This is a genomic window from Paraburkholderia sp. A1RI-2L, assembly GCF_048957375.1.
GTDB lineage: Bacteria > Pseudomonadota > Gammaproteobacteria > Burkholderiales > Burkholderiaceae > Paraburkholderia.
The window spans coordinates 239,506-260,931 of sequence record NZ_JARBTA010000005.1; the positions used below are offsets into that span (position 1 = coordinate 239,506).

The 21,426-nt window shown below is 67.6% G+C and carries 17 protein-coding genes; 6 read left to right on the forward strand and 11 right to left on the reverse strand.

Features of this window, described 5'->3' with window-relative positions:
• Positions 1 to 90: 90 nt before the first annotated feature.
• From boxC to PWP93_RS33890, 4 genes are all read left to right on the forward strand, one after another.
• On the forward strand, positions 91 to 1,818 hold the full coding sequence (gene boxC / locus PWP93_RS33875) for a 2,3-epoxybenzoyl-CoA dihydrolase (protein WP_421047920.1): 1,728 nt from the start codon (positions 91 to 93) through the stop codon (positions 1,816 to 1,818).
• Positions 1,819 to 1,887: 69 nt separating this feature from the next.
• Positions 1,888 to 3,315 carry a benzoyl-CoA 2,3-epoxidase subunit BoxB gene (boxB, locus tag PWP93_RS33880; protein WP_421047921.1) on the forward strand — a complete coding sequence of 476 codons (1,428 nt, stop codon included), beginning with the start codon at positions 1,888 to 1,890 and terminating at the stop codon, positions 3,313 to 3,315.
• 32 nt (positions 3,316 to 3,347) lie between these two features.
• Positions 3,348 to 4,622: a benzoyl-CoA 2,3-epoxidase subunit BoxA gene (gene boxA, locus PWP93_RS33885; protein WP_421047922.1), complete on the forward strand. Its 1,275-nt coding sequence runs from the start codon at positions 3,348 to 3,350 to the stop codon at positions 4,620 to 4,622.
• Positions 4,623 to 4,738: 116 nt separating this feature from the next.
• Positions 4,739 to 5,203 (forward strand): PaaI family thioesterase, encoded by a 465-nt coding sequence (locus PWP93_RS33890; RefSeq protein ID WP_421047923.1) that lies wholly within the window; start codon positions 4,739 to 4,741, stop codon positions 5,201 to 5,203.
• A 103-nt stretch (positions 5,204 to 5,306) separates the two neighbouring features.
• Here the strand turns inward: PWP93_RS33890 and PWP93_RS33895 are convergent, their stop codons facing one another.
• The 3 genes from PWP93_RS33895 to PWP93_RS33905 form a co-directional block, all read right to left on the reverse strand.
• Positions 5,307 to 6,218, reverse strand: a complete 912-nt coding sequence (locus PWP93_RS33895) for a ketopantoate reductase family protein (RefSeq protein WP_421047924.1) — start codon at positions 6,216 to 6,218, stop codon at positions 5,307 to 5,309.
• Between the two features lie 87 nt (positions 6,219 to 6,305).
• Positions 6,306 to 6,965 carry a hypothetical protein gene (locus PWP93_RS33900; protein WP_421047925.1) on the reverse strand — a complete coding sequence of 220 codons (660 nt, stop codon included), beginning with the start codon at positions 6,963 to 6,965 and terminating at the stop codon, positions 6,306 to 6,308.
• Between the two features lie 16 nt (positions 6,966 to 6,981).
• Positions 6,982 to 8,376 carry a selenium-binding family protein gene (locus PWP93_RS33905; protein WP_421047926.1) on the reverse strand — a complete coding sequence of 465 codons (1,395 nt, stop codon included), beginning with the start codon at positions 8,374 to 8,376 and terminating at the stop codon, positions 6,982 to 6,984.
• A gap of 275 nt (positions 8,377 to 8,651) precedes the next feature.
• Here PWP93_RS33905 and PWP93_RS33910 point away from each other — a divergent pair, with 275 nt between their 5' ends.
• A complete protein-coding gene (locus PWP93_RS33910; RefSeq protein ID WP_421025661.1) occupies positions 8,652 to 8,954 on the forward strand; it encodes a DUF4148 domain-containing protein in 303 nt (100 codons plus the stop codon).
• Positions 8,955 to 9,120: 166 nt separating this feature from the next.
• On the opposite strand, the gene PWP93_RS33915 is transcribed toward PWP93_RS33910, so the two are convergent.
• The 6 genes from PWP93_RS33915 to PWP93_RS33940 form a co-directional block, all read right to left on the reverse strand.
• Complete coding sequence (locus PWP93_RS33915) at positions 9,121 to 10,635, reverse strand: efflux transporter outer membrane subunit (protein ID WP_421047927.1); 1,515 nt, start codon at positions 10,633 to 10,635, stop codon at positions 9,121 to 9,123.
• A complete protein-coding gene (locus PWP93_RS33920) occupies positions 10,632 to 11,648 on the reverse strand; it encodes an efflux RND transporter periplasmic adaptor subunit (protein ID WP_421047928.1) in 1,017 nt (338 codons plus the stop codon). Before PWP93_RS33920 ends, PWP93_RS33915 begins: the two co-directional genes overlap by 4 nt.
• Complete coding sequence (locus tag PWP93_RS33925; protein WP_175194798.1) at positions 11,645 to 11,854, reverse strand: DUF1656 domain-containing protein; 210 nt, start codon at positions 11,852 to 11,854, stop codon at positions 11,645 to 11,647. The genes PWP93_RS33920 and PWP93_RS33925 overlap by 4 nt, the downstream gene beginning before the upstream one ends.
• A gap of 37 nt (positions 11,855 to 11,891) precedes the next feature.
• On the reverse strand, positions 11,892 to 14,051 hold the full coding sequence (locus tag PWP93_RS33930) for an FUSC family protein (RefSeq protein ID WP_421047929.1): 2,160 nt from the start codon (positions 14,049 to 14,051) through the stop codon (positions 11,892 to 11,894).
• Between the two features lie 13 nt (positions 14,052 to 14,064).
• Positions 14,065 to 14,523, reverse strand: a complete 459-nt coding sequence (locus PWP93_RS33935; protein WP_421025657.1) for a MarR family winged helix-turn-helix transcriptional regulator — start codon at positions 14,521 to 14,523, stop codon at positions 14,065 to 14,067.
• Positions 14,524 to 14,750: 227 nt separating this feature from the next.
• Positions 14,751 to 15,437 (reverse strand): HAD family hydrolase, encoded by a 687-nt coding sequence (locus PWP93_RS33940; RefSeq protein ID WP_421047930.1) that lies wholly within the window; start codon positions 15,435 to 15,437, stop codon positions 14,751 to 14,753.
• A 338-nt stretch (positions 15,438 to 15,775) separates the two neighbouring features.
• Between PWP93_RS33940 and PWP93_RS33945 the strand changes: the two genes are divergently transcribed.
• The gene (locus PWP93_RS33945; RefSeq protein WP_421047931.1) at positions 15,776 to 16,933 is read left to right on the forward strand and encodes a porin; all 1,158 of its coding nucleotides are present in this window, start codon (positions 15,776 to 15,778) and stop codon (positions 16,931 to 16,933) included.
• Between the two features lie 42 nt (positions 16,934 to 16,975).
• On the opposite strand, the gene PWP93_RS33950 is transcribed toward PWP93_RS33945, so the two are convergent.
• Together PWP93_RS33950 and PWP93_RS33955 are read right to left on the reverse strand one after the other, a co-directional pair.
• Positions 16,976 to 18,883 carry a murein transglycosylase A gene (locus PWP93_RS33950; protein ID WP_421047932.1) on the reverse strand — a complete coding sequence of 636 codons (1,908 nt, stop codon included), beginning with the start codon at positions 18,881 to 18,883 and terminating at the stop codon, positions 16,976 to 16,978.
• Between the two features lie 38 nt (positions 18,884 to 18,921).
• Positions 18,922 to 21,183, reverse strand: a complete 2,262-nt coding sequence (locus PWP93_RS33955; protein WP_421047933.1) for a serine/threonine-protein kinase — start codon at positions 21,181 to 21,183, stop codon at positions 18,922 to 18,924.
• Between the last annotated feature and the right edge of the window lie 243 nt (positions 21,184 to 21,426).

A 21,426-nucleotide genomic window follows, 5' to 3' on the forward strand; every position in this document is an offset into this window, starting at 1 on the left:
ATTGTTCATTGAAACGAAGTGCACACCCTCTAGCTTGCATGAGACCGGAGTCAGCGCTTTGCGTGCGCCCCGGTCGACAGGAGACGCCCCATGACCGCAGCAGATACCGCCGTCGCCCAGCCGGCCGCCCAGCCAGTTGTCCAACCGGCCGCTTCGCGAGTCGACTACCGCACCGACCCCTCGCAGTACCGGCACTGGAAGCTCAGCTTCGAGGGCGCCGTCGCGACGCTTGGCATCGACATCGCCGAGGACGGTGGCATTCGCGAAGGCTACAAGCTGAAGCTCAATTCATATGACCTCGGCGTGGACATCGAACTGTACGATGCACTCCAGCGCATCCGCTTCGAGCACCCCGAGGTGCGAACCGTAGTGGTCACGAGCCTCAAGGACCGGGTGTTCTGCTCCGGCGCCAATATCTTTATGCTGGGCCTCTCCAGCCACGCGTGGAAGGTCAACTTCTGCAAGTTCACCAACGAAACACGCAACGGCATCGAGGATTCGTCGCGGCATTCGGGCCTGAAATTCATTGCCGCCGTGAACGGCGCGTGCGCCGGCGGCGGCTATGAATTGGCGCTCGCCTGCGACGAGATCCTGCTGGTGGACGACCGGTCGTCCACGGTGGCGCTGCCCGAGGTGCCGCTGCTGGGCGTGCTGCCCGGCACGGGCGGCCTCACGCGCCTCACCGACAAGCGCAAAGTCCGTCACGACCGTGCCGATATCTTCTGCACCGTGGCCGAGGGCATTCGCGGCGAGCGCGCGAAAGCGTGGCGTCTCGTGGACGACGTGATCAAGCCCAACCGCTTCGGCCAGGCGGTGCAGGCGCGCGCGCTCGAACTGGCCGCGTCGAGCGACCGGCCCGAACCGGGGCAGGGCGCGCAGGGCGTCGCGCTTACGCGAATCGAGCGCGTCGAGCACGAGAACGGCCTGAGCTATGCAAACGTCGATGTGGTGATCGATTGCGCGAAGCGCACGGCCACCTTCACCGTGAAAGCGCCCGACCTCGCACAAGCGCCGCTGCCCGAAGGCATCGAGGCTATCGTCGCGGCCGGCGCCGCCTGGTGGCCGCTGCAGTTTGCCCGCGAACTGGACGATGCGATCCTCACGATGCGCACCAACGAGCTCGACATCGGCACGTGGATCTTCAAAGCAGAAGGCGACGCCCGCGGCGTGCTGGCCGCCGACGCCGCGCTGCTCGAGCACCGCGGCCACTGGTTCGTGCGTGAGACCATCGGCATGCTGCGCCGCACGCTTGCGCGCATAGATGTCTCGTCGCGTTCGCTGTTCGCGCTGATCGAGCCGGGCTCGTGCTTTGCCGGCACATTCGCGGAACTCGCGTTCGCCGCCGACCGCAGCTATATGGCGGCGCTGCCTTCGAACGAAGACGAAGAGCCAGCTATTACGTTATCCGAAGCAAATTTCGGGATCTATCCGATGGTCACGCAGCAGTCGCGTCTCGCGCGGCGCTTCTATGAAGAGGCCGAGCCGCTCGACGCCGTGCGTGCGCGGATCGGCCAGCCGGTGAAGCCGGCCGAGGCGGAGCGCCTCGGGCTCGTGACCGCCGCGCCCGACGACATCGACTGGGCCGACGAGATCCGCATCGCACTGGAAGAGCGCGCGGCCATGTCACCCGATGCGCTCACGGGGCTGGAAGCGAATCTGCGCTTCAACGGCGTCGAAACCATGGAGACGCGTATTTTCGGCCGCCTCTCGGCATGGCAGAACTGGATCTTCAATCGCCCCAACGCGGTAGGCGAAAAGGGCGCGCTCAAGGTGTACGGCAAGGGCAGCAAGGCGCAGTTCGATCTTGCACGCGTGTAGTCGCAGGCAAGGCTGCAAGCCCCGCTTTCATCCCGATCCGTTATAGCCGCTCCGGCCCAAGGAACCGATATGTCCACGATCAACTACAGCGAAAAGATCCCCAACAACGTCAATCTCGCCGACGATCGCGCGTTGCAGCGCGCACTGGAGCAGTGGCAGCCGAATTTTCTCTCGTGGTGGGGTGACATGGGGCCCGAGGGCTCGCATGGCTTCGACGTGTATCTGCGCACGGCGGTGAGCGTAGATGCGGGTGGCTGGGCGCATTTCGATCACGTGAAGATGCCCGATTATCGTTGGGGGATTTTTCTCGCGCCCAGCGAAGCGGAGCGCAAGATCCATTTCGGCGCGCACAAGGGCGAGGCCGCGTGGCAGGAGGTGCCTGGCGAGCACCGCGCGAACCTGCGCCGCATCATCGTCACGCAGGGGGACACCGAGCCCGCCTCGGTCGAGCAGCAGCGGCACCTGGGGCTGACGGCGCCGTCGCTCTACGACCTGCGCAACCTGTTCCAGGTGAACGTGGAGGAGGGGCGTCACCTGTGGGCGATGGTCTATCTGCTGCATCGCTATTTCGGCCGGGACGGTCGTGAGGAAGCCGAAGCATTGCTCGAGCGCCGCTCGGGCGACGACGACAACCCGCGCATTCTCGGCGCTTTCAACGAAAGAACGCCGGACTGGCTCGCGTTCTTCATGTTCACCTACTTTACCGACCGCGACGGCAAGTTCCAGCTTTCGGCGCTGGCCGAATCGGGCTTCGATCCGCTCGCTCGCACCACGAAATTCATGCTGACCGAAGAGGCGCATCACATGTTCGTCGGCGAGTCGGGTGTCTCGCGCGTGGTGCAGCGCACCGCGCAGGTCATGAACGAACTCAAGACCGACGACCTCAGCCGCTTGCGCGCCGCAGGGGTGATCGACCTCGAAACGATCCAGCGCTACCTGAATTTTCACTACTCGGTGACGATCGACCTGTTCGGCGCGGATCATTCGTCGAACGCGGCCACGTTCTATAGTTCGGGACTGAAGGGGCGTTACGAGGAAACGAAGCGTGACGACGACCATAAGCTCGAGGGCATGACTTATCGCCTGCTCGACGTGGAAGGCGACAAACTCGTCGAGCGCGACGTGCCGATGCTCAACGCCATGAACGAAGTGCTGCGCGACGACTACATCAAGGACTCGGTGGCGGGCGTGAACCGCTGGAACAAGGTGCTGGAGAAGGCGGGCATCGACTTTCGCCTCAGCGTGCCGCACAAGGCGTTCAATCGCCAGATCGGCACTTTCGCGGGCGTGCGCGTCGCGCCGGACGGCCGTGTGATCGACGAGGCGCAATGGGCCGCGAACGAGGCGAAGTGGCTGCCCACGCCCGAAGACCGCGCGTATGTGGCGTCGCTCATGGGCCGCGTGGCGGAACCGGGCAAGTTTGCTAACTGGATCGCGCCGCCGGCGATGGGCATCAACCGGCAGCCGGTCGATTTCGAATACGTGCGCTTCAATTGAACGGCAGGTGAACAGAGCCTGGCGAGACCATCATGAACGCTCCAATTTCCGTGGAGATCCTCAGGCAGCACCTGATCGATCCCGAGATCTGCATTCGCTGCAATACCTGCGAAGAGACGTGTCCGATCGATGCCATCACGCACGACGGCGTCAACTACGTGGTGAAGGCGGACGTCTGCAACGCATGCATGGCCTGCGTGCCGCCGTGCCCGACTGGCGCGATCGACAACTGGCGCAATGTGCTCAAGGCCGAGGCGTATGGCATCGACGAACAGTTCGGCTGGGACGAACTCCCCACGCAAAATCCCACGGTGGGTGCGCCCGATGTTGCGGCTGCATCTACGGTATCGGCCGGCGCGGACGCACCGCAAGCCGCTGCCACGCAGAACGACGGCGACGGCGCGCCGGGCTCCGGCCCGGACATGGTGCGCGGCGCGACCGTGCCGCCGTGGTCGGCGGCGCGGCCCTATGTGCATCTGTACACGCACAAGGCGCCTACCACCGCAACCGTGGTGGGCAACTATCGGCTCACGGACGCCGCCACGCAAAGCGATATCCATCACATCGTGCTCGACTTCGGCACGATGCCGTTTCCGGTGCTCGAAGGGCAATCGATCGGCATTCTGCCGCCCGGCAAGAGCGCCGATGGCCGCGCGCATCACGCGCGCCAGTACTCGGTCGCGAGCCCGCGCGACGGCGAGCGGCCCGGCTACAACAATGTCTCGCTCACCGTGAAGCGCGTGACGCGCGATTACAGCGGCAACGCCACGGACGGCGTGTGCTCGAATTACCTGTGCGACCTGAAAAAGGGCGACGTGGTGAGCGTGATCGGCCCGTTCGGCAGCACCTTCCTGATGCCGAACCATCCGAACTCGCATCTGCTGATGATCTGCACCGGCACGGGCTCCGCGCCCATGCGCGCGATGACCGAGTACCGGCGCCGCCGCAGGCTCAAGGGCGCAACGGGCAAGCTGATGTTGTTCTTCGGCGCGCGCACGCACCAGGAGCTGCCATATTTCGGACCGCTCATGAATCTGCCGAAGGATTTCATCGACACGAATCTGGCGTTTTCGCGCACGCCGGGCCAGCCCAAACGCTACGTGCAGGACGCGATGCGCGAGCGCGCCGTCGATGTGGCGCAACTGCTCAAGGACGGCAATACCCACATCTACGTCTGCGGACTCAAGGGCATGGAAGACGGCGTGCTGCAGGTGCTCGGCGAGATCGCGCAGGCGCACGGCATGGGGTGGGATGCGCTGTGGGAGCGGCTCAAGCGGGAAGGGCGGCTGCACCTCGAAACGTACTGAAGCGGAACCGGGCCATCAAATGCAGGAAAATGCAGTTTCCGTCGACAGGGTTTAAGCACGATCGTTCTAAAAAGGCGTTACCATGCCGGGACTCACTCGATGGAGAGACGTTTCATATGAACCTCGTTGCTGAATTGCCTGCCGGCCTCACCGGCCTCGAACAACTGCAGCGCATGCTCGCGAGCGGCCGCAGCGCGCCTATCGGCGAAACGCTTGGCTTCAAGCTCGCGGAGGTGGAGGAAGGCCGCGTGGTCTTCGAAAGCGTGCCCGGGCTGCAGGCGTACAACCCCATCGGCACCGTGCATGGCGGCTATGCGGCCACGCTGCTCGATTCCGCCTGCGGTTGCGCGGCGCATTCGCGTCTCGCGCCGCACCAGGGCTACACGACGCTTGAACTGAAAGTTGCCTATCACCGCCCCATGACCGCAAGCACCGGACCGGTGCGCGCCGAAGGCCGCGTATTGAGCATCGGCCGCCCAGCTGCCTTCACGGAGGCGACGATCACGGACGCCGCCGGCAAGCTCTATGCTTCGGCGACCTCGACGCTGCTCGTGTTCGAGCGCGAGGCGCCGGGCGCATGAGGCATGCCCCGCACCCCGCACCTGCAGCGGGGCGCTGGCAACGCTCGCGCGAAAGTGCACTAAACCGTACTAAACCGCAGTAAAACGCACTAAAGCGCACGCCTCAGATCGTCCCGTGCGCCTTGTCCTCGATGAGCTTCACGAGTGCATGAAGCAGGCGGTTGGCCGGCGTGGCCACGCCCAGCGCCGCGCCGCGCCGCACCACGAAACCGTTCAGATGATCGATTTCGCTGCGCTTGCCGCGCGCGAGATCCTGCGCGGTCGACGAGTATTGCCCCGGCATGGTTTGCGCAATGCGCTGCACGCTGGTGTCCACGTCGGGCGGCAGCGTCACGCCGTCGGCGTGCGCCACGGCCACGCATTCGGCCAGCACGTCCTGCATCGCATCGCGCACGCCAGCGCCTTCCACGAGACGCCCATAAGGCAGCTGCGAAATCGCCGAGAGCGCGTTGTACGCGCAGTTCACGATGAGCTTGGCCCAGAGCGCGCCGCGCACGTTCGCGGAAATTTCGGTGGGCACGCCCGCATCGATCAGGGCCTGCGCGGCGGCCAGGCTGCCGCGCGCAGGCTCGATCACCAGTTCGCCGCGCCCGTGGTGGCGCACGTGGCCGGGGCCGGCCATCTCCGTCGCCACGTACACGACAGCGGCCGCGACGTCTTGCGCAATCACGGCGCGCAGGCGTTCGGCGTTGTCCACGCCGTTTTGCAGCGTGAGCACGAGCGTATCGGCGCGCAGATGCGGCGCGATCGAGGCGCCGGCGCTTTCGGTGTCGGTCGACTTCACACAGAACAGCACGAGATCGGCGCCGGCCACGGCGGCCGCCTCGGTGCTCGCGGTGAGATGCGGGCGGCCGATGCGCTCGTCGAAGCTCAGCGCTTCGAGGCGCAGGCCGTCGCGCTCGATGGCTTCGACATGCTGCGCGCGGCCGATCAGGACGACGTCGTGGCCCGCGCGCGCGAGCATCCCGCCGTAAAAGCAGCCCACCGCGCCGGCGCCCATGATGGCGATTTTCATCTGCGTTGCTCCTTCCGCGTTGCTTCTTCGATAGAGCGCAGTATGGTACACGGCTCGCGCGGCAGGCGCTGGGCGCGGCAGCGCCATTCACGCGGTCGCGATCATCAGCGTGCCCGTGGCCACCAGCGCGCCGCGCCAGAGCCAGTCGAAGTTGATCCAGCCGCGCCGCAGCACGCCGAGTCCCACATATTCATAGGCGACGATTGCGATGGCAGCGGTCGTGGCCAGCGTCACCACCGTGTGCAGCGCGGTGAACGCGGCGGATATCGCGAGCAGCCCGCCGGCGCCGCCATGGGCCGCGGCATCTCCGCAGACCGGCAGCAACGCCGGCATGAGCATGAGGCCCGCGCCGTGCAGCGTGGCCATCAGCGCGGACCATGCCGTGAGGCCGAGAAAGCCGGCCGTCATGCCCACGCGCACCCGATGGCGGTGCCCCCGCGCATGCTGCCACGCAGCCCAGCCGATCAGCAGCGCGCCAAGCACCCAGTGCAGGCCGCTGTGCATCAGCGCGGGCCGCCACGCGCCCAGTGCGGCGATCGAGCTCGTGAATAGCAGAATCGATGCGGCGTGGCCCAGCGCGATAGGCGGCAGCGCCAGCAGCAACGCCGTGCGGCTGCCGCGCTGCAGCCCGAGCGCGGTGGCGAAGAGCCAGCCCATCGCCGGATTCGCGCCGTGAAAAACGCCGCTGGCTGCCACCGCGCCCCAGGCGGCCCAGTGCGTGCCGAATGTTCCGAACAGCTCACTCATGCCATGCGTGCCATGCTCAGGGATAGCAATACGAATCGGATGAACAGTCGCCGCCTTCGAGCCGGATCTGATGCGGGCGATGCGTCTTCGGCCATTCCACGAAGAAGCGTTCGTCGAAGCGGAGTCCGCCTTCGGGCGCGGCATCGAGCTTCACCATCCAGCCGTCGATGCCATTGGGGTAGAACTGCGCGTCGATGGCGCCATACAGCGAATTCGTGAAATACACGCGCCGCCCGTCGCGGCTCACCTCCACCATCTGCGGACCGCCATTGAGCGCACGGCATTGCGCGCGCGGATGCGTGGCGCGAGAGACGATCCCGCCGATGCGCACGCTGCCCGTCAGCACAGGATGTTCGGGATCCGAAACATCGTATTGGCGCAGGTCGCCCGTGCCCCAGCAGGCTGCGTAGAGAAAGCGGTCGTCGAGCGAGAGTGCGATGTCGGTGACGAGCGGCGGCACGGCGGCGAAGCCTTTGAGCATGGGCGGGAGCAATTCCGGGTCGGCGGGTTCGGCGGGAATCTCGATGATCTTGCGCGCGGCCCACTGATCGCCGTCGCGGTACCACTGCCAGATCGACGCCGAGAGATCCTTCAGGCTGATGACGGAATTCACGAAACCATATGGCTTCGTGGGGTCGTGCGCGGGCCGCAGTTCGAACACCAGCTGGTTCTCCGCGCCGAAGTCGAGCACCTGTTTGTGGCGGCGCGTGTGCAGGTCCCAGAAGTGCAGCCGATGGCCGTACTGGCCGCCGAGCAGCACCTCGGGCACGAGGCCGTTCTCGAAGGTGGCGGGCAGGCCCCATTCGCTCGTCACGAGCGTGTCGTAGCCGAGATGCCACCAGCCATCGTAGGCAAGCTGCTGCGGGCCGCGCTCGATTTCCCATTGACCGAGGATGTCGAAGCTCTCGTGATCCATCAGGAAGATGCCGCCGGGCGCTTCGCCCTCGTCATTGGCGAGCGCTGTCACGTAGATGCCGTCCGGCCCGCAGTGCACCGTATGGGGGCGGGTATAGCCGGCGCGTTGCGCGACGCTTTCGGGCTCGTGGACGCGCACGATTTTCGGGCGGCGCGCGTCGGGCTTCGTATCGACAATATGAATGCGCGATGAGCGCAGGCCCGGCACGATCAAATAACGACGCTCGGTATGGGCGTGTGGCGCGTTCGGGCACAGGCACGAACTGCATGCGTTCCAGCCGAAATGATGGAGCTCGTCGCCGGTGTGCGGCATCGCGAGGCGATGGACGATCCGGCCGTACTCGGGCGAGGCGGGATCGAGGTCGACGACGTCGAGCGAGTCGGGCACGCGGCAAGTAGGGTCGAAACTCGCCACCCATGCGAGCGTTTCCGGCGTGGCCGCGGCTGCCAGGCGCGCGGAGGGGTAAAAGCTCGGATCCGGTTTCCATGTCGCCATCGCGACCTCTCCTTGTAGAGGTTTCGGAAGCGCCTATCTTGCACCGGTGTGCGCGCGTTTGCAGGCTGCGTGCCGTTTCGTCTGCATTGCCCGCGGCCTTATTCCGCGCGGGAAGATAGATATGCGCGGCCGTTATGAGGCGCGCGATTATCCATACTGCGAAAACAGTGAATTCGTCGCGTCGCCATTTATCCGGTGCTCGGGACTTTCTAGACTACATCCAACGGTTCGCCGCTTGTGCCGGACCGATCGATCAAGTTACCGGAGGTGTTGTCATGAAGTCGCTTATCAAGGCGGTCGCGCTTGCTGCGGTGCTCGCGGTTCCGGCCGTTTCTTTCGCCCAGTCGCAACCTGAAAACGGCCCCCTCACGCGTGAGCAGGTCCGCAACGAACTCAAGGCGCTCGAATCGGTGGGCTGGCGGCCGAACGTGGTGTCGCCGTTCTATCCTGGGGACTACCAGGCAGCCCAGGCGCGTTTGCAAGCGCGGGGCGATAGCGGCTATGGGCCGGCGACGGACGGCACGTCGGAAAGCGGCACGGCCAGCAGCTACTCGCCGCCGGTGCGCATGATGCGTTGAGGTTGGAGGAGCGTTGCAGGACCCGCCTCGAAGGGGCGGCGAGGGGGCCATTGCGCGTTCCCGGGATGTATTCGAGTGCATGGCACCGCACGAATGGGAACGTTCGTGCGGCGTTTTTGCGTGGCTGGCCGCATACCGCATCGACGCGGCAGGGGGCGTCGGGTGCTTATTGAGCCGGCGTCGGCTGATTGGCCTGAGACGGCTGGACAGACTGCTCCGCCTGCCCCGACACCGCCGGCGCCGGCTTCTCCTGGTCAGGCTCCCACCCGCCGCCCAGCGCGAGGAACAGCTTCACCTGATCGAGCGCCACCTGGCCTTCGGCCGCCGCCACCTGCGCATGCGCGCTCGTGAGCGTGCGCGTGGCGTCGAGGTCAGAGAGGAACGGTTCGCGGCCCGCTGCGTAGAGGCGGTGGGTTTGATCGGCGGATTGCTTTGCCGACGCGTAGGCCGTGCGCAGCGCCTCGGCGCGCTGGTCGTCGGCGGCGTAGGTGGCGAGGCTCGTCTGTGTTTCGCGCAGCGCGTTGAGCACCACGCCGTCGAAGTGCGCGAGCGCGCCCGCCGTAGCAGCCTCCGCGCCGCGAACGCGGGCGCGCTGGCCGTTCAGCGGGAAGGTCCAGCTGATCAGGGGGCCGAATGACCACGCATTGGTCTTCGAAGAGAACAGGTCGTCCGTGAGGCCGATCGTGCCCACGCCCGCGCCGATGCTGATCGACGGATACATCGCCGCCGTCTCCACGCCGATGCGCGCTGTGGCCGACGCGAGCTGGCGCTCGGCCGCGCGCACGTCGGGGCGGCGGCGCAGCAGCGCCGCGCCGTCGCCGACCGGGATCGGCTGCTTGAGTTTGGGCAGGCGGTTGCAGGCGAGCACCGCTGGCGGCAGGTCGGACGGCGCGCGCGCGAGCAGCATCGCTAGTTGATACTGCGCGACGCGGCGGCGCCCCTCGAAGCGCGGAATGTCGGCGGCGAGCGTTTGAACCTGGGTCTGGCCGCGCGTGACGTCGGTCTGGTTGCCGCGGCCCGCGTCGCGCAGGCGCTGCGTGAGCGCCACGCGCTGCTGTTGCAGCTTGAGCGATTCCTGCGCGATGGCCAGTTCTTCGCCGGCCGAGCACGATGCGACATAGGCCTGCGCGACATCGGCGACCACGGTGATGCGCGCGAGATCGGCGGCGGCGAGCACGGCTTCGTCTTCGGCGCTGGCGGCTTCCACGCCGCGCCGCAGCTTGCCGAACAGGTCGATTTCATACGACACGTTGATGCCGAGATCGCCGAGGTTTCCCACCGGCACCTTGCTGAACAGCAGATATTGCTCGGCCGAGACCTGGGCGCGCTGGAATGCGGCGCTCGCGCTGCCCGAGAAGCCGCCTTGCGCCGCGGCCACTTCGAGCGCGGCGCGCGAGCGTGCGAGATTCGCGGCGGCCACGCGCAGGCTGGTGTTCGATTGCAGCGCTTGCTGGACGAGCTGGTCGAGCGTGGGGTCGTCGTAGAGACGCCACCAGTCGTTGGGCACCTCGCCCTGCGAAACCGGCGCTTTGCTCGCGCCGTCGATCGGCCCCTGCGCGAGCGGCGCGTTCACGAGCGCGTCGTTCGGCACTTTGTAGTCGGGGCCGAGGTTCATGCATGCGCCCAGCGCGAGCACGAGCGGCGCGAGCGCGAAGGCGCGCCGAAGTCCATGACGCGTCATTGCGAAGCTCCGCTCGCCGTTGCCGGCGCGGCGCTCGAGTTCGCGCTCGCATTCGCTTCGGCATCCGAAGCAGTCACTGTGCCGCTGGCGCTGCTCTCACGCGTGGCGCGCGCTGCCGCGCCGGCCTTGCTCGTCTGCTTTTCGCTGGCTTCGGTGCGCACCGCGACGGTGGCCGTGCGGCCCGCGATCATGCGGAAGTCGTCCGGCACTTCGTCGAGCGCGACGCGCACCGGCACGCGCTGCGCGAGGCGCACCCAGCTGAACGCGGGGTTCACGTTCGGCAGCAGGTTGGGGCTTGGCTGGCGGTCGCGGTCCTCGATGGCGGCGACGATGCTCTGCACGTGGCCGCGCAGCGGGCGCGGCTCGCCCATCACGGTGATCTCGACGGGCTGGCCGAGACGAATGCCGCGCAGGCGCGTTTCCTCGAAGTAGCCATCCACGCGGAACGAATGCATGTCCACCACCGAGAGCTCGGCGCGCCCCGCCGTGACGTACTCGCCCGCGCGCGGGGCGCGGTCGTTCAGATAGCCGTCCACGGGGCTCACGATGGTCGTGCGCTGCAGGTTCAGCTTCGCGGTATCCACCTGCACCTGGGCGTCGGCCACGGCGGCTTCGCCCTGATCGACTTTGGTGCGGCTTTCCTCGAGCGTTTCGCTGGCGACCAGATTGCCGAGCGCGCGGTTGCGCGCGTATTCGCGTCTGGCCTGCGCGAGCGTGGCCTGGCGATTTTGCAGCGCGGCCTCGGCAAGACGCAGCGCGAGCGTGTAGCGCGCCTGGTCGATCACGAACAGCACTTGGCCTTTCTTGACCGGCTGGTTGTCGACCACCTCGACGTGCGTGATGAGGCCGCCCACGTCGGGCGCGACCTGGATCACGTCGGCGCGCACGCGGCCGTCGCGCGTCCACGGCGAGTACATGTAGTAATCGACGATGCGCCATAGCACGACTGCAGCCACGACGACGACAATGAGCGTGAGCAGGATCTGTCCTGCCGGGAACCAGGTTTTTTTCACGGTAGTAAGCGATGCGACACGATGATGACGGCAGCCAGCACGAAGACATAGATGCCGAGGTCGAAAATGGAACGATGCCACACGAGCCGGTAGAAGCCGACGCGCGTGAGCACCTTGCCGATCACGACGTTGATGAGATACGCGATCAGCATCAGCACGAGCACGGCGGGCACGAACACGCCGAAGATATCGATTTCGCCGATCATGGCGCTGATCCTGAAGTGAGGAAAAAACGTTGCGCGCTCACCTATTGGCTCCCTGGATTCCGCCCGGCCCGGTGCCCGGACGCTGGCCGACCAGCGTGGGGTAGAGCGAGAGGCGCAGGCCCACGAGCGCGTGCTGCGTGTCGCGCAGCCAGCGCTGCGTGAAGTGCGCGCGCGGCGGTGTTTGCGCGGCTTCGCCGGCCGGGCCCGCTGCGTCGGCATCGGCGGCTTCTTGCGCAAGACCTCGCGCGGCCACGCGATGCAGCGCGTCGTCGATGCTGGCGAGCAGCGCGGGCGGAGCGCTGTGGCGCTCGCTCGTCTGCGCGCAGCGCGTGTAATGATCGCTCACGCCCGCGAGCACGCGGTCGATGGCGGCGGGCATGTCGCCGTCGAGCTTGCGGCGCGAGCGGCGCAGGTCCAGCGCGTTGAGGGCGATGCGCAGGTCCCGGAAGCTCTCGATCGAAGGATGACGATGCTCGTCCGAGGCCCCAAGGCGCGGAATCAGCTGCATCAGGCGGTCGACCATGCGCGAGGCCAGATCGCGCTGGTCGGCGATGCGTTCGGTGCTGGCGGAGAGCGCCACGTCGCTCCAGCTCGAGCGCAGCAGGCGCTTCGCCGCTAGCTCCGCGCCGAACGGGCGCGTCATGCGCGTCCACAGATAGGCGAACAACAGGCCGGAGACGCCCGCGATGTTGCTGTTCAGGAAAACGAAGAAGTCGGCCTCGTAGGCGCCCTGGATGCTGATGAAGGTGGCCGTGTTCACGGCCACGAGCATCGTGACCATATTGAACTGCGGACGCGGAATGAGCGTGCCGATCAGGATGAACGGCCCCGCGAACAGCAGCACGAGCATGGCGAAGTCGTGCACCTCGGGCAGCACCACGAACAGATAGAGCCCCGCGATCACCGCGCTCGCGGCCGTCGCCACGAAAAAGCGGAACACCAGCGGCGCGGGCTCGTCGAGCGCGGCGAAGAAGCAGCAGGCCACCGCCGCGAGCGTCACCGCGCCCGCGCCGTCGTGCCAGCCCGAGCTGACCCACAGCCAGCACGCCACCAGAATCGCGCTCACCGGCACGAGGCACGAGAACAGCATGAGGCCGCGGTCGTAGAAGCGCTCGGTGCCGCCGAGGCGCCAGTGCCGGTAGCGCGGCCGCCACGTGCCGGTTTCGTGCGCGATCAGCGCGCGCAGGGTCCGGCAGTCCTGCCACACGTCGATTACCTGGCCGAGGCGCCACAGCGCGTTCGAGAGCAGCGCGCCCTCCCAGCTCGTGAGCGCGTCGTGCGGGGGCTGCAGCGCGGCCACGCGCGCGCGCAGGCGCTCCGCGACGGGGTCGCCTTCGTCGTCGTGGATCTGGGCGGCGCGCGTGGGCAGTGGGGCGTCGAACCATTTGGCCGCGTCGGCGAGCAGCGCGTCGAGGCCTTCGGGCCACGTGTGCAGATCGCGCCGCAACGCGATGAGCGGGTCGGCGAGCGCGGAAATCATCGGCAGGAACAACTGCATGCGCCCGCGCAGGTTTTGCGCGCGCGCGAGGATCTCGGGATGCGTGTGGTCGTAGCTCAACTGGCTCAGCAGGAATTCGAGCTGGTTCACGGTGGAGGCGAGGCGCTGCCGGCAGGCCGAGAGCGCCTTGCCCGCGATCTTCCCGGAGAGCGTTTCGCGGCCATAGAAGGCGGCGTCGCGGAACCACGCGTCGGCGCGCTCGATCAGCGTGGGCGCGAGCCGGCTTGGCAGGACGGCGCTGCCCACCACGCTCGCGCAGATGATGCCGAGCGTGATCTCCTGGGTGCGTGCGATGGCCACGTCGAACACGGTGTTGGGTGCGGTCACGGTGGGCAGCGCGATGAGCGGCATGGTGTAGCCCGCGAGCATGAACACGTAGCTGCGCGCGGTGCGGTCCGAAATCGCCAGATAGAGCATCGTGCCGGTCCAGAGCGCCACGATCACGCTGAACACCAGCGGCATTTCGACGAACGGCGGCACCAGCGCGACGGCCGCGGACGCACCCAGCATGGTGCCGAGCGCCCGGTAGAGCGCCTTCGAGCGCGTGGCGCCCACGAACGGGTTCGAGACGATATAGACGCTCGCCATGGCCCAGTACGGGCGCGGCAACTGGAATATCAGCGCGATATAGAGCGCGAGCATTGAAGCGGCGAAGGTCTTGACCGAGAAAAGCCAGTCGCGCCAGGAGGGATAGGTCATGAGCCGCGTGGCGCTATCGGTCGTGAAGGGACGCGTCGGCCGGGTCCGGCGCGTTGAAGGCGTTGAGCACGCGCAGCGTGGTTTCCAGATCGGCGCGGCTCACGCCCTTGAGCACGCGCGCTCGCAGCGCACGCAGGTCTTCCTCCATTTGCGCGGTGACGGCATGGCCTTCGTGGGTCAGCGAGATGGTTTTGGCGCGGCGGTCGTCGGGGTCTTCGTCGCGGCGCACGAGGCCCGCCGCGCAGAGCTGATCGAGCAGGCGCACGAGCGACGGGCCTTCGATGCCCACGTGCTCGGCGAGCGTGACCTGGCGCACCGCCTCGCCAAGACGCCCGGCGGTGAGCAGCGGCGCAGCGCAGGCCTCGGAGACGTTATAGGCGGCGAGCGCGCCGTGACTCGTGCGCCGCCATTTGCGCGCCGCCACGACGAGCGTGCTGCTGACGGCAAGACGTAAAGTATGAAGATTCGACATCGGCGCGATGATAGCGGAAAACTATTTGGTAGCAAACTATCGTTTTTCGGCTGGCTGTCGCCGGGCTTTCAGACAGGACTTTCAGGCTCCGTTGCGGCGCGCCCGGGCAGACCTTTCCGGATGGTAGTGGAATGGATGCAGGCGTGCATTCTGGGTGCCGCCCCAGGTGCCGTCTCAGCTGCCGTTTCAGGTGCCGTCTTTCGCGGCTAGCCCCTGCGGCGCGAGGTTTACTGAGCGCGCCAGCCCGCGAGCAGAACCGGCAGTTGCGCCATGTCCGTGAACACCTGCGCGACGCCCGCGTCGCGCAGCGCCTGTGCGCCGCTGGGGCCCGGCGTGCCTGGGCTGTAGCCGAACACGGTGGCGCCGGCCGCGAGACCGGCGCGCGCGCCCGTCACCGTGTCCTCGATCACGGCGCAGCGCTGCGGCGCGGCACCGAGGCCCGCGGCGGCTGCGAGGTAGACGTCGGGATGGGGCTTGCTGCGCGGCGTTTCGTGGCCGCTGAAGATGCGTCCCGCGAAGCAGTCGAGCAGATCCACCTTGCGCAATTGCAACTCGACCTTGTGGCGGTCCGCGCCCGAGGCGACCGCGATGCGCCCGTCGTAGACCGCGTGCACGGCGCGCACGGCGGCCGGCGCGCCCGGGATCTCCTCGAGGTCGCGTTCGAGCGCCGCGTTGCGGCGCGCGCGAAAGTGTTCGAGCCAGGCCTCCGTGATGCGAAAGCCGGTGTGCTGCTCGATGCGCTCCGCCTCGTCCTTCACCATTTTGCCGACGAAAAGGCGCATCGCCTCGTCCACGGAGAGCGTCCAGCCGAGCTCGCCCAGCATCTGGACCAACACGACATGCGTGATGCGTTCGGAGTCGACGAGTACGCCGTCGCAGTCGAAGAGCACGGCATCGAAGGAGGGGTGAGGCATGGCTTGATGGGTCATCGGGGGCGGGTGGCTCGGAGCGCGATGATAACCGGGATGGGGTGGAGGCGTCGGGCTCGCGGGCAGGTCGGCTTTCGCGTTGAGCGCTACGCCGCGATATCGCCGCGATATCGCCGCGATAACGCCGCGATAACGCCGCGCGGGTCGGGTGTTTGACGCGCGCCAATGCTTCGCGTCTTGTCACCACAACAGCGGCCTTTCGAGATCGCAGGCGGGCTGCATTCTGTTGCGGATGTAAACGTTCTGTAAATGCAAATAGCGCTTCGCTTTTCGCCACTGGATTCAACCAGTTCGAAGCAGGCGCATTAAACCGGGGTTAGAAAATGAAAAAGACCATGATGGCCGCCGCTTTGGCCGGCGTATTCGCGACGGCTGCACAGGCGCAGAGCAGCGTCACTTTATACGGGCTTATCGACGCAGGCGTGACTTACACCAACAACCAGGCTGGCCACAGCGCCTGGCAGCAGACGAGCGGCACGGTCAACGGCAGCCGCTGGGGCCTGCGCGGCGGCGAGGACCTGGGCGGCGGACTCAAGGCCGTTTTCACGCTGGAAAACGGCTTCTCCATTAACAACGGCGCCGCCGGGCAGAACAACCGCTTGTTCGGCCGCCAGGCATTCGTCGGCCTGGCGAGCGACCAGTTCGGCGCGGTCACGCTCGGCCGCCAGTACGACAGCCTCATCGACTTCGTCGCGCCGATCTCGCTCGTGGCTTCGCCCTACGGCGGCACGATTGCAGCGCATCCGTTCGACAACGACAACCTGAACAACACGATCCGTATTAACAATTCGGTCAAATACACGAGCGCGAATTATGGCGGCCTGAAGTTCGGCGCGCTGTATGGCTTTTCCAATACGGCGGGCGAATTCGCCAACAACCGTGCGTATAGTGCCGGCGGCAGTTATCGCTTTGGTGGCTTGACCGTCGCGGTGGGCTACCTGCAACTGAACAACGACATCAACAATCTGGCGATCTCGACCAATAGCCCCGGCGCGGTTACGGGCAGCGCGGCCTTCACCGCGGGCACGCAGCGCACGTTCGGCGGGGGTGTCGGCTATATGCTGGGCCCGGTGACGGCGGGCATCGTCTATACGCAGACCAATTTGAGCAATGCGCTCGGCGGCAGCATCGGCGCGGCGCAGGCGGGTACGGCGGCGCCGGTCCGCCTCCAGGCGAACAGCGCACGGCTGCAAAACATCGAAGGCAATGTGCGCTACTCGCTCACGCCCATGGTGACGCTGGCCGGCTCTTATACCTATACGCGCACGAATTTTGGCGCGGGCGAGAATCCCAACTACAACCAGGTCAACCTTCAGGCTCAGTACGCCATGTCCAAGCGCACCAGTGTGTATCTGCAAGGCGACTGGCAGCACGTGAGTTCGAATCCGTATGGCTTCGGCGCGCATCTGAACGGGCTGAGCGGGGCTTCGTCCACGCAGGATCAGGTGGCCGTCTCGACGGGGCTGCGTCACACCTTCTGACGGCACGCGGGCCGGTGGCGGATTTCGCCGCTGTCCGGCCCGCTAGTTCCCCGCATCGTCGTCCACGCACAACTGCGGGTCGGCCACGAGGCAATCCTCGTTCGACTGCACCGCCATCCCGCGCGTCTTCGTGGCCGATTCCTGGGCGGCCACGTGCAGTCCCTTGGGCAACAGCAGCCACATGCGCAGTCGTTCCTTGGTGCGGCTCGCCTCGGCCTGCGCGGACTGGCCGAAGCCATAGAAGTAATCGGCGCGCACTGCGCCCTGGATCGCGCCGCCCGAGTCCTGCGCCATCATCAGCCGATTCACCGCGCCGGGCGTTTGCGGGTCGTCGCGCGTGGCGACGAACACCGGCGAGCCGAGCGGCGTCGTGCGTGGATCCACGGCTATTGAGCGGCCCGCCGAAAGCGGCACGCCCAGCGTGCCGATCGGTCCGTTCGGCGAGTCGGGGATGGGCCGGAAAAACACATAGCTCGGGTCGGAGATCGCGAACGCGTGCTTGGGCTGCGTGTTCGCGCCAGGCACGGTGGCGAGGTTCGCGCCCGCGCCCGCGTTTGTGCTTGTGCTGGCGTTCTTCGCCGCCGCTTGCTGAGCACTCGCCACGGCGGGCCGCGCCGCGTCGCTCGCCGACGGACCGGCACTGGCGAGCTTGAAGCCGCGCAACAGCGGCGAAGTGGGCTGGTCGTCGTCGCTGTCGTTCGCGCCCGTCGACGATGCGCCGCCGTCCTGCGAGCCTTGCGGGCCGTTGGCGCTGGCGAGCAGTTCGGGGCCGCTGCTATCGGCACCTCCGCCGCTGTCGTCGGCGACGTCGATTTCCATCTCGATGCCGCGCACCTTGAGCTTGCGTCCGCTCGCGCCCGCGCGCGCGACGGGCGGCTCGAAGGGCCGGCCGTTCTGCTCGGCATAGGCCACGCGGCGGATGGTGCCGTCACGCATGCGGATCTTGCCCGAGCCCTGCACCTGCATCGAATAAAGCAGCACGGGATCGTCCACCCACGCAAGCACCGGCGCGCGCGCCGCGCCGCGCTCGATCTCGGCGCGCGTGTAGTACGGCACGATGCGCGTGCCGTCCAGGCGCAGGCGCAGTTTCTTGTCGCGGATATCGGGGACGCTGTCGCGCAGGTCGAGGGTGTAGACGCCCTTCGCGCTGCCTGGCTGCGCGCCCGGCAGCGGGATCACGGTGCGTCCTTCGATGCGCGCCGCCGTGATGTTGCCGCGCGCCGCGCCGCCGAGCCGGCGCGCGTCGAGGTAAAGCAGGTCCTCGGGCACGCCGTAGACCGCGTAGACGTAAGCGCCGCCGGGCTGGCGGCTGCCGTTCATGAGCGGCTCGTAGTAGCCGGTCATGGTGCCGTCGCGGCTGCGGTCGGTGTTGCGGATCTGGTAGACGTCGAAGTACGTCTCGAAGAAGCGGCGGATCGCGGCGGCGCTGGCCGCGTCGACGCCGCGCGCGGCGGCACAGGGCGCGCTCCAGCCGTTGCGCGAGCCGAGCACGCCGCAACTGCGCTTGAAGGCGTCGAGCGAGCCGCCCAGGTCATCGGCGCTCCAGCCGGGCAGGTCGACGAAGCGCGCGGTCTGGTACCACGCATGGCGCGTGGAGAACGCGGCCACCGGTGCGCCAGGCGAGGGCGGGGCAGTGGAGGCGGCCGTGGCCTGAGCGGCGGAAGCGGCGGAAGTGGCCGACGCGGCGGCAGCGGCTGCCGTAGCCGGTGCCGGGCTTGCGGCCAGATTCGTGGGCGTCGTTGGCGCCGATGGCGCTGCATTCGCGGCAGTCGCCCTTGCCTGGGAGGGCGCCGCCGCGGCCGCCGTCGCCGTCGCCGGCGCCGGCGCCTTGCCGGCCTGCGCTTGCGTGGGCGGCCCGATGATCACCGAGCTAGCCGGATTGTTGCTCGCGCAGCCAGCGAGGGCGGTTGCCGCTGCTGCCGCCGCGAGCAGAAAGAGCGGTCTGTCCATGACGGTCTCCTATTGCCTGTGGCCTGTGGCCTGCGGCGCTACGAGCGCGGCGCCTGGCCGCTGCCGCCGATCACGTCGATCTTGAACGTCGCCGCGCCGAAGGCGTTGCTGCAACTCGTGGCCGCTTTGGCGCAGCGCGCCTCGCCCGCGAACGGCGACACGCTCGTCGTGCGCTGCGCGGCGGCGGCCTGCTGGGCGCTCGCGGGGAACTCGGCGAACACGTCGCCCGCATGCAGTCCGGCGCTCGAGAAATCGCGCGGCTCGGGCGATACGATCACGAGAAAATGGATCGGCCCGGCGGGCGCGTCGGCGAGCATCGGCCAGTTCGCGCGCGGCAGCGTGAGCGTCTGCCCGGCGGCGATCGTGTTGGCCTTGTCGCGGCCGTTGGGCAGCAGCATCAGATAGTTGCCCTCGGGGTCGACCATGAAGGCATAGACGCGGCCCGCGCGGCTGCTCGTCACCTGGAATTGCAGAAAGTCTTTCTTGATGCGCGCGGTCGTGCTGCGCAGGGTCGTGCGCACGTCGATCGAGGGATCCGCGAGAGCAACGATGCGCTCGAACTCGCTGACCGGCGTGTAGGGGGCAAGCGTGGCGGCCGGCGGCGCTGCAGTGGCGGTGCTGGCGCTTGTCTGCGGAAGCGCGGCGGCCGTGGTGGCTGCGGAGGGCGGCGGCACCGGCGGCAGGGTGGCGGCGGCGCTTGCCGTGGCGAGCGCGACGGCGGCGGGCGCGCTGGCCGGGGCCGGCGCTTTATCAGCCCGCGCCTTGCCAGCCGGCGTGATATGCAGCGTTATGCGCGGCATCTGTTCGGATCGCTGCAGCGCGACCCACGCGCCCACGGCAGCGACGATGACCACCCCCGCGCCGATCGCCAGCGGCACGGTGCGTTTGCGGCGAGCGGGCGCTGCCGTGGACGTCGTGGCTGTCGTGGGCGTAGCGGGCGTCGTGGACGCAGCGGCTCGCACCACGGCTGGCGGCGCTGCCGCCGCCGAAGCCGGTCCAGCTACCGCCGCCCCCGGCAACGGCAACGCGCTTTCCCTTTCGCTCAACGTATAAGGCTGTGCGAACTCCTGCCCCGCGCCCGCGTGTCCGGCAGTGGCATCGCCGCCTGCCATGATGCCCAGCTCCGCTGCGAGCGCGCGCACGTCCGGCGGGCGCTCCTCGGGCCGCACCGCGAGCGCGTGGTCGATGGCGCGCAGGAATGCGTCGCCATAACGGCCCGCCGCCGTGGTGGCGAGCGGCGCGTAGGTGTCGCCCATCAGCCGGCCCACGGAGGCGGGCGGCGTCTTGCCCTCGATGGCGTAATAGACCACGGCCGCGAGCGCGTAGATGTCGGTCCACGGGCCCTGCTTCATCGACGGCACCTCGGCATACTGCTCGACCGGCGCATAGCCCGGCTTGAGGATCACCGTGAGCGCCTGGGTCATGTCGCCGATCACGCGCCGCGCCGCGCCGAAGTCGAGCAGCAGCGGACGCTGGCTGCCCTTGAGCAGCATGATGTTGTCGGGCGCGATGTCGCGATGGAAGCACTGCGCGTCGTGCAGCACCGCGAGCGCGTCGATGAGCGGCGCGAGCAGCCCGCGCAGCCAGGCCTCGGTGGGCGGCATGCCGAGCTGGCGCAGCGTCTCCTTGAGCGTCACGCCTTCGTAGTACGGCATCACCATATAGGCGGTGCCGTTGGCTTCCCAGAAGCGGTAGACCTTGACGAGCGAGTGATGGTCGAACTGCGCGAGCAGCTGCGCCTCGTTGATGAAGCTCTTCAAACCCGCGCGGAAGGTGTCCTCGTGGCGCTGCGAGCGCACCGTGACATCGGCGCTGCCGGCCACACGCGCGGCGAGGGCGGCCGGGATGTATTCCTTGAGCGCCACGTGGCGGCGCAGCAGCGTGTCCCAGGCGAGATAGACGATGCCGAAGCCGCCTTCGCCGATCAGCCCGACGATCTCGAACTCGGCGATGCGCGTGTTGATCGGCAGCGCCTGGTGGGTGGCTTCGGGCGCGGCGGGCGCGGCGGACGTGGCGGACGTGGCGGGCGTGGCGGGCGCGGCCGGCGTTGCGCTCGCCGGGTCGTTCGGGCTTGGCTCTGCCGGCTGCGCTTGAGCCGCCTGCGGTTGAGGTGGCAACGGCGGTTGCATCTGCGTCGGCATCAGCGTTTGTACCCCCGTGGCCGCTGCTGCGTTGGCCGGCGGCGCGTGCGCCGATGGGTCCTGAATCGTCGTTGCGTCATCCGCGCGTGGCGCGTCCTGTCCGGTGGCCGGGGACACGATGACCGTCTTGTCGTCGGGGCTGCTGCTCATGCTGCTCATCTAGCGGAGTTCCGTGTCGGGCGAGGCTGGACGCACGCCCATCCAACACCTAGACGAATCGGCATGGCCGATTTTGAACGCGTCGCGTTGTTTCGCGATGGTTCGTGATGGCTCGCGCTGGTGCGGGGCGTGCTGCGCGTTGGCCTGTGTACGTTAGCTCAGACGGAATTTTCATGAGCGCTTTCAAAAATCCTCGTCCCGTTTCGTCTTAAGACATAGGAATTGGCCCGCCGGACGCTGCTC

Excerpts from the sequence above, each read along its gene's own strand:
- PWP93_RS33955 (WP_421047933.1), bottom strand. The coding sequence starts at position 21,183 with ATGAGCAGCATGAGCAGCAGCCCCGACGACAAGACGGTCATCGTGTCC.
- boxA (WP_421047922.1), top strand. The coding sequence starts at position 3,348 with ATGAACGCTCCAATTTCCGTGGAGATCCTCAGGCAGCACCTGATCGAT.
- PWP93_RS33935 (WP_421025657.1), bottom strand. The coding sequence starts at position 14,523 with ATGTCGAATCTTCATACTTTACGTCTTGCCGTCAGCAGCACGCTCGTC.
- PWP93_RS33905 (WP_421047926.1), bottom strand. The coding sequence starts at position 8,376 with ATGGCGACATGGAAACCGGATCCGAGCTTTTACCCCTCCGCGCGCCTG.
- PWP93_RS33890 (WP_421047923.1), top strand. The coding sequence starts at position 4,739 with ATGAACCTCGTTGCTGAATTGCCTGCCGGCCTCACCGGCCTCGAACAA.
- boxC (WP_421047920.1), top strand. The coding sequence starts at position 91 with ATGACCGCAGCAGATACCGCCGTCGCCCAGCCGGCCGCCCAGCCAGTT.
- PWP93_RS33915 (WP_421047927.1), bottom strand. The coding sequence starts at position 10,635 with ATGACGCGTCATGGACTTCGGCGCGCCTTCGCGCTCGCGCCGCTCGTG.
- PWP93_RS33950 (WP_421047932.1), bottom strand. The coding sequence starts at position 18,883 with ATGGACAGACCGCTCTTTCTGCTCGCGGCGGCAGCAGCGGCAACCGCC.
- PWP93_RS33930 (WP_421047929.1), bottom strand. The coding sequence starts at position 14,051 with ATGACCTATCCCTCCTGGCGCGACTGGCTTTTCTCGGTCAAGACCTTC.
- boxB (WP_421047921.1), top strand. The coding sequence starts at position 1,888 with ATGTCCACGATCAACTACAGCGAAAAGATCCCCAACAACGTCAATCTC.
- PWP93_RS33945 (WP_421047931.1), top strand. The coding sequence starts at position 15,776 with ATGAAAAAGACCATGATGGCCGCCGCTTTGGCCGGCGTATTCGCGACG.
- PWP93_RS33910 (WP_421025661.1), top strand. The coding sequence starts at position 8,652 with ATGAAGTCGCTTATCAAGGCGGTCGCGCTTGCTGCGGTGCTCGCGGTT.
- PWP93_RS33925 (WP_175194798.1), bottom strand. The coding sequence starts at position 11,854 with ATGATCGGCGAAATCGATATCTTCGGCGTGTTCGTGCCCGCCGTGCTC.
- PWP93_RS33940 (WP_421047930.1), bottom strand. The coding sequence starts at position 15,437 with ATGCCTCACCCCTCCTTCGATGCCGTGCTCTTCGACTGCGACGGCGTA.
- PWP93_RS33895 (WP_421047924.1), bottom strand. The coding sequence starts at position 6,218 with ATGAAAATCGCCATCATGGGCGCCGGCGCGGTGGGCTGCTTTTACGGC.
- PWP93_RS33900 (WP_421047925.1), bottom strand. The coding sequence starts at position 6,965 with ATGAGTGAGCTGTTCGGAACATTCGGCACGCACTGGGCCGCCTGGGGC.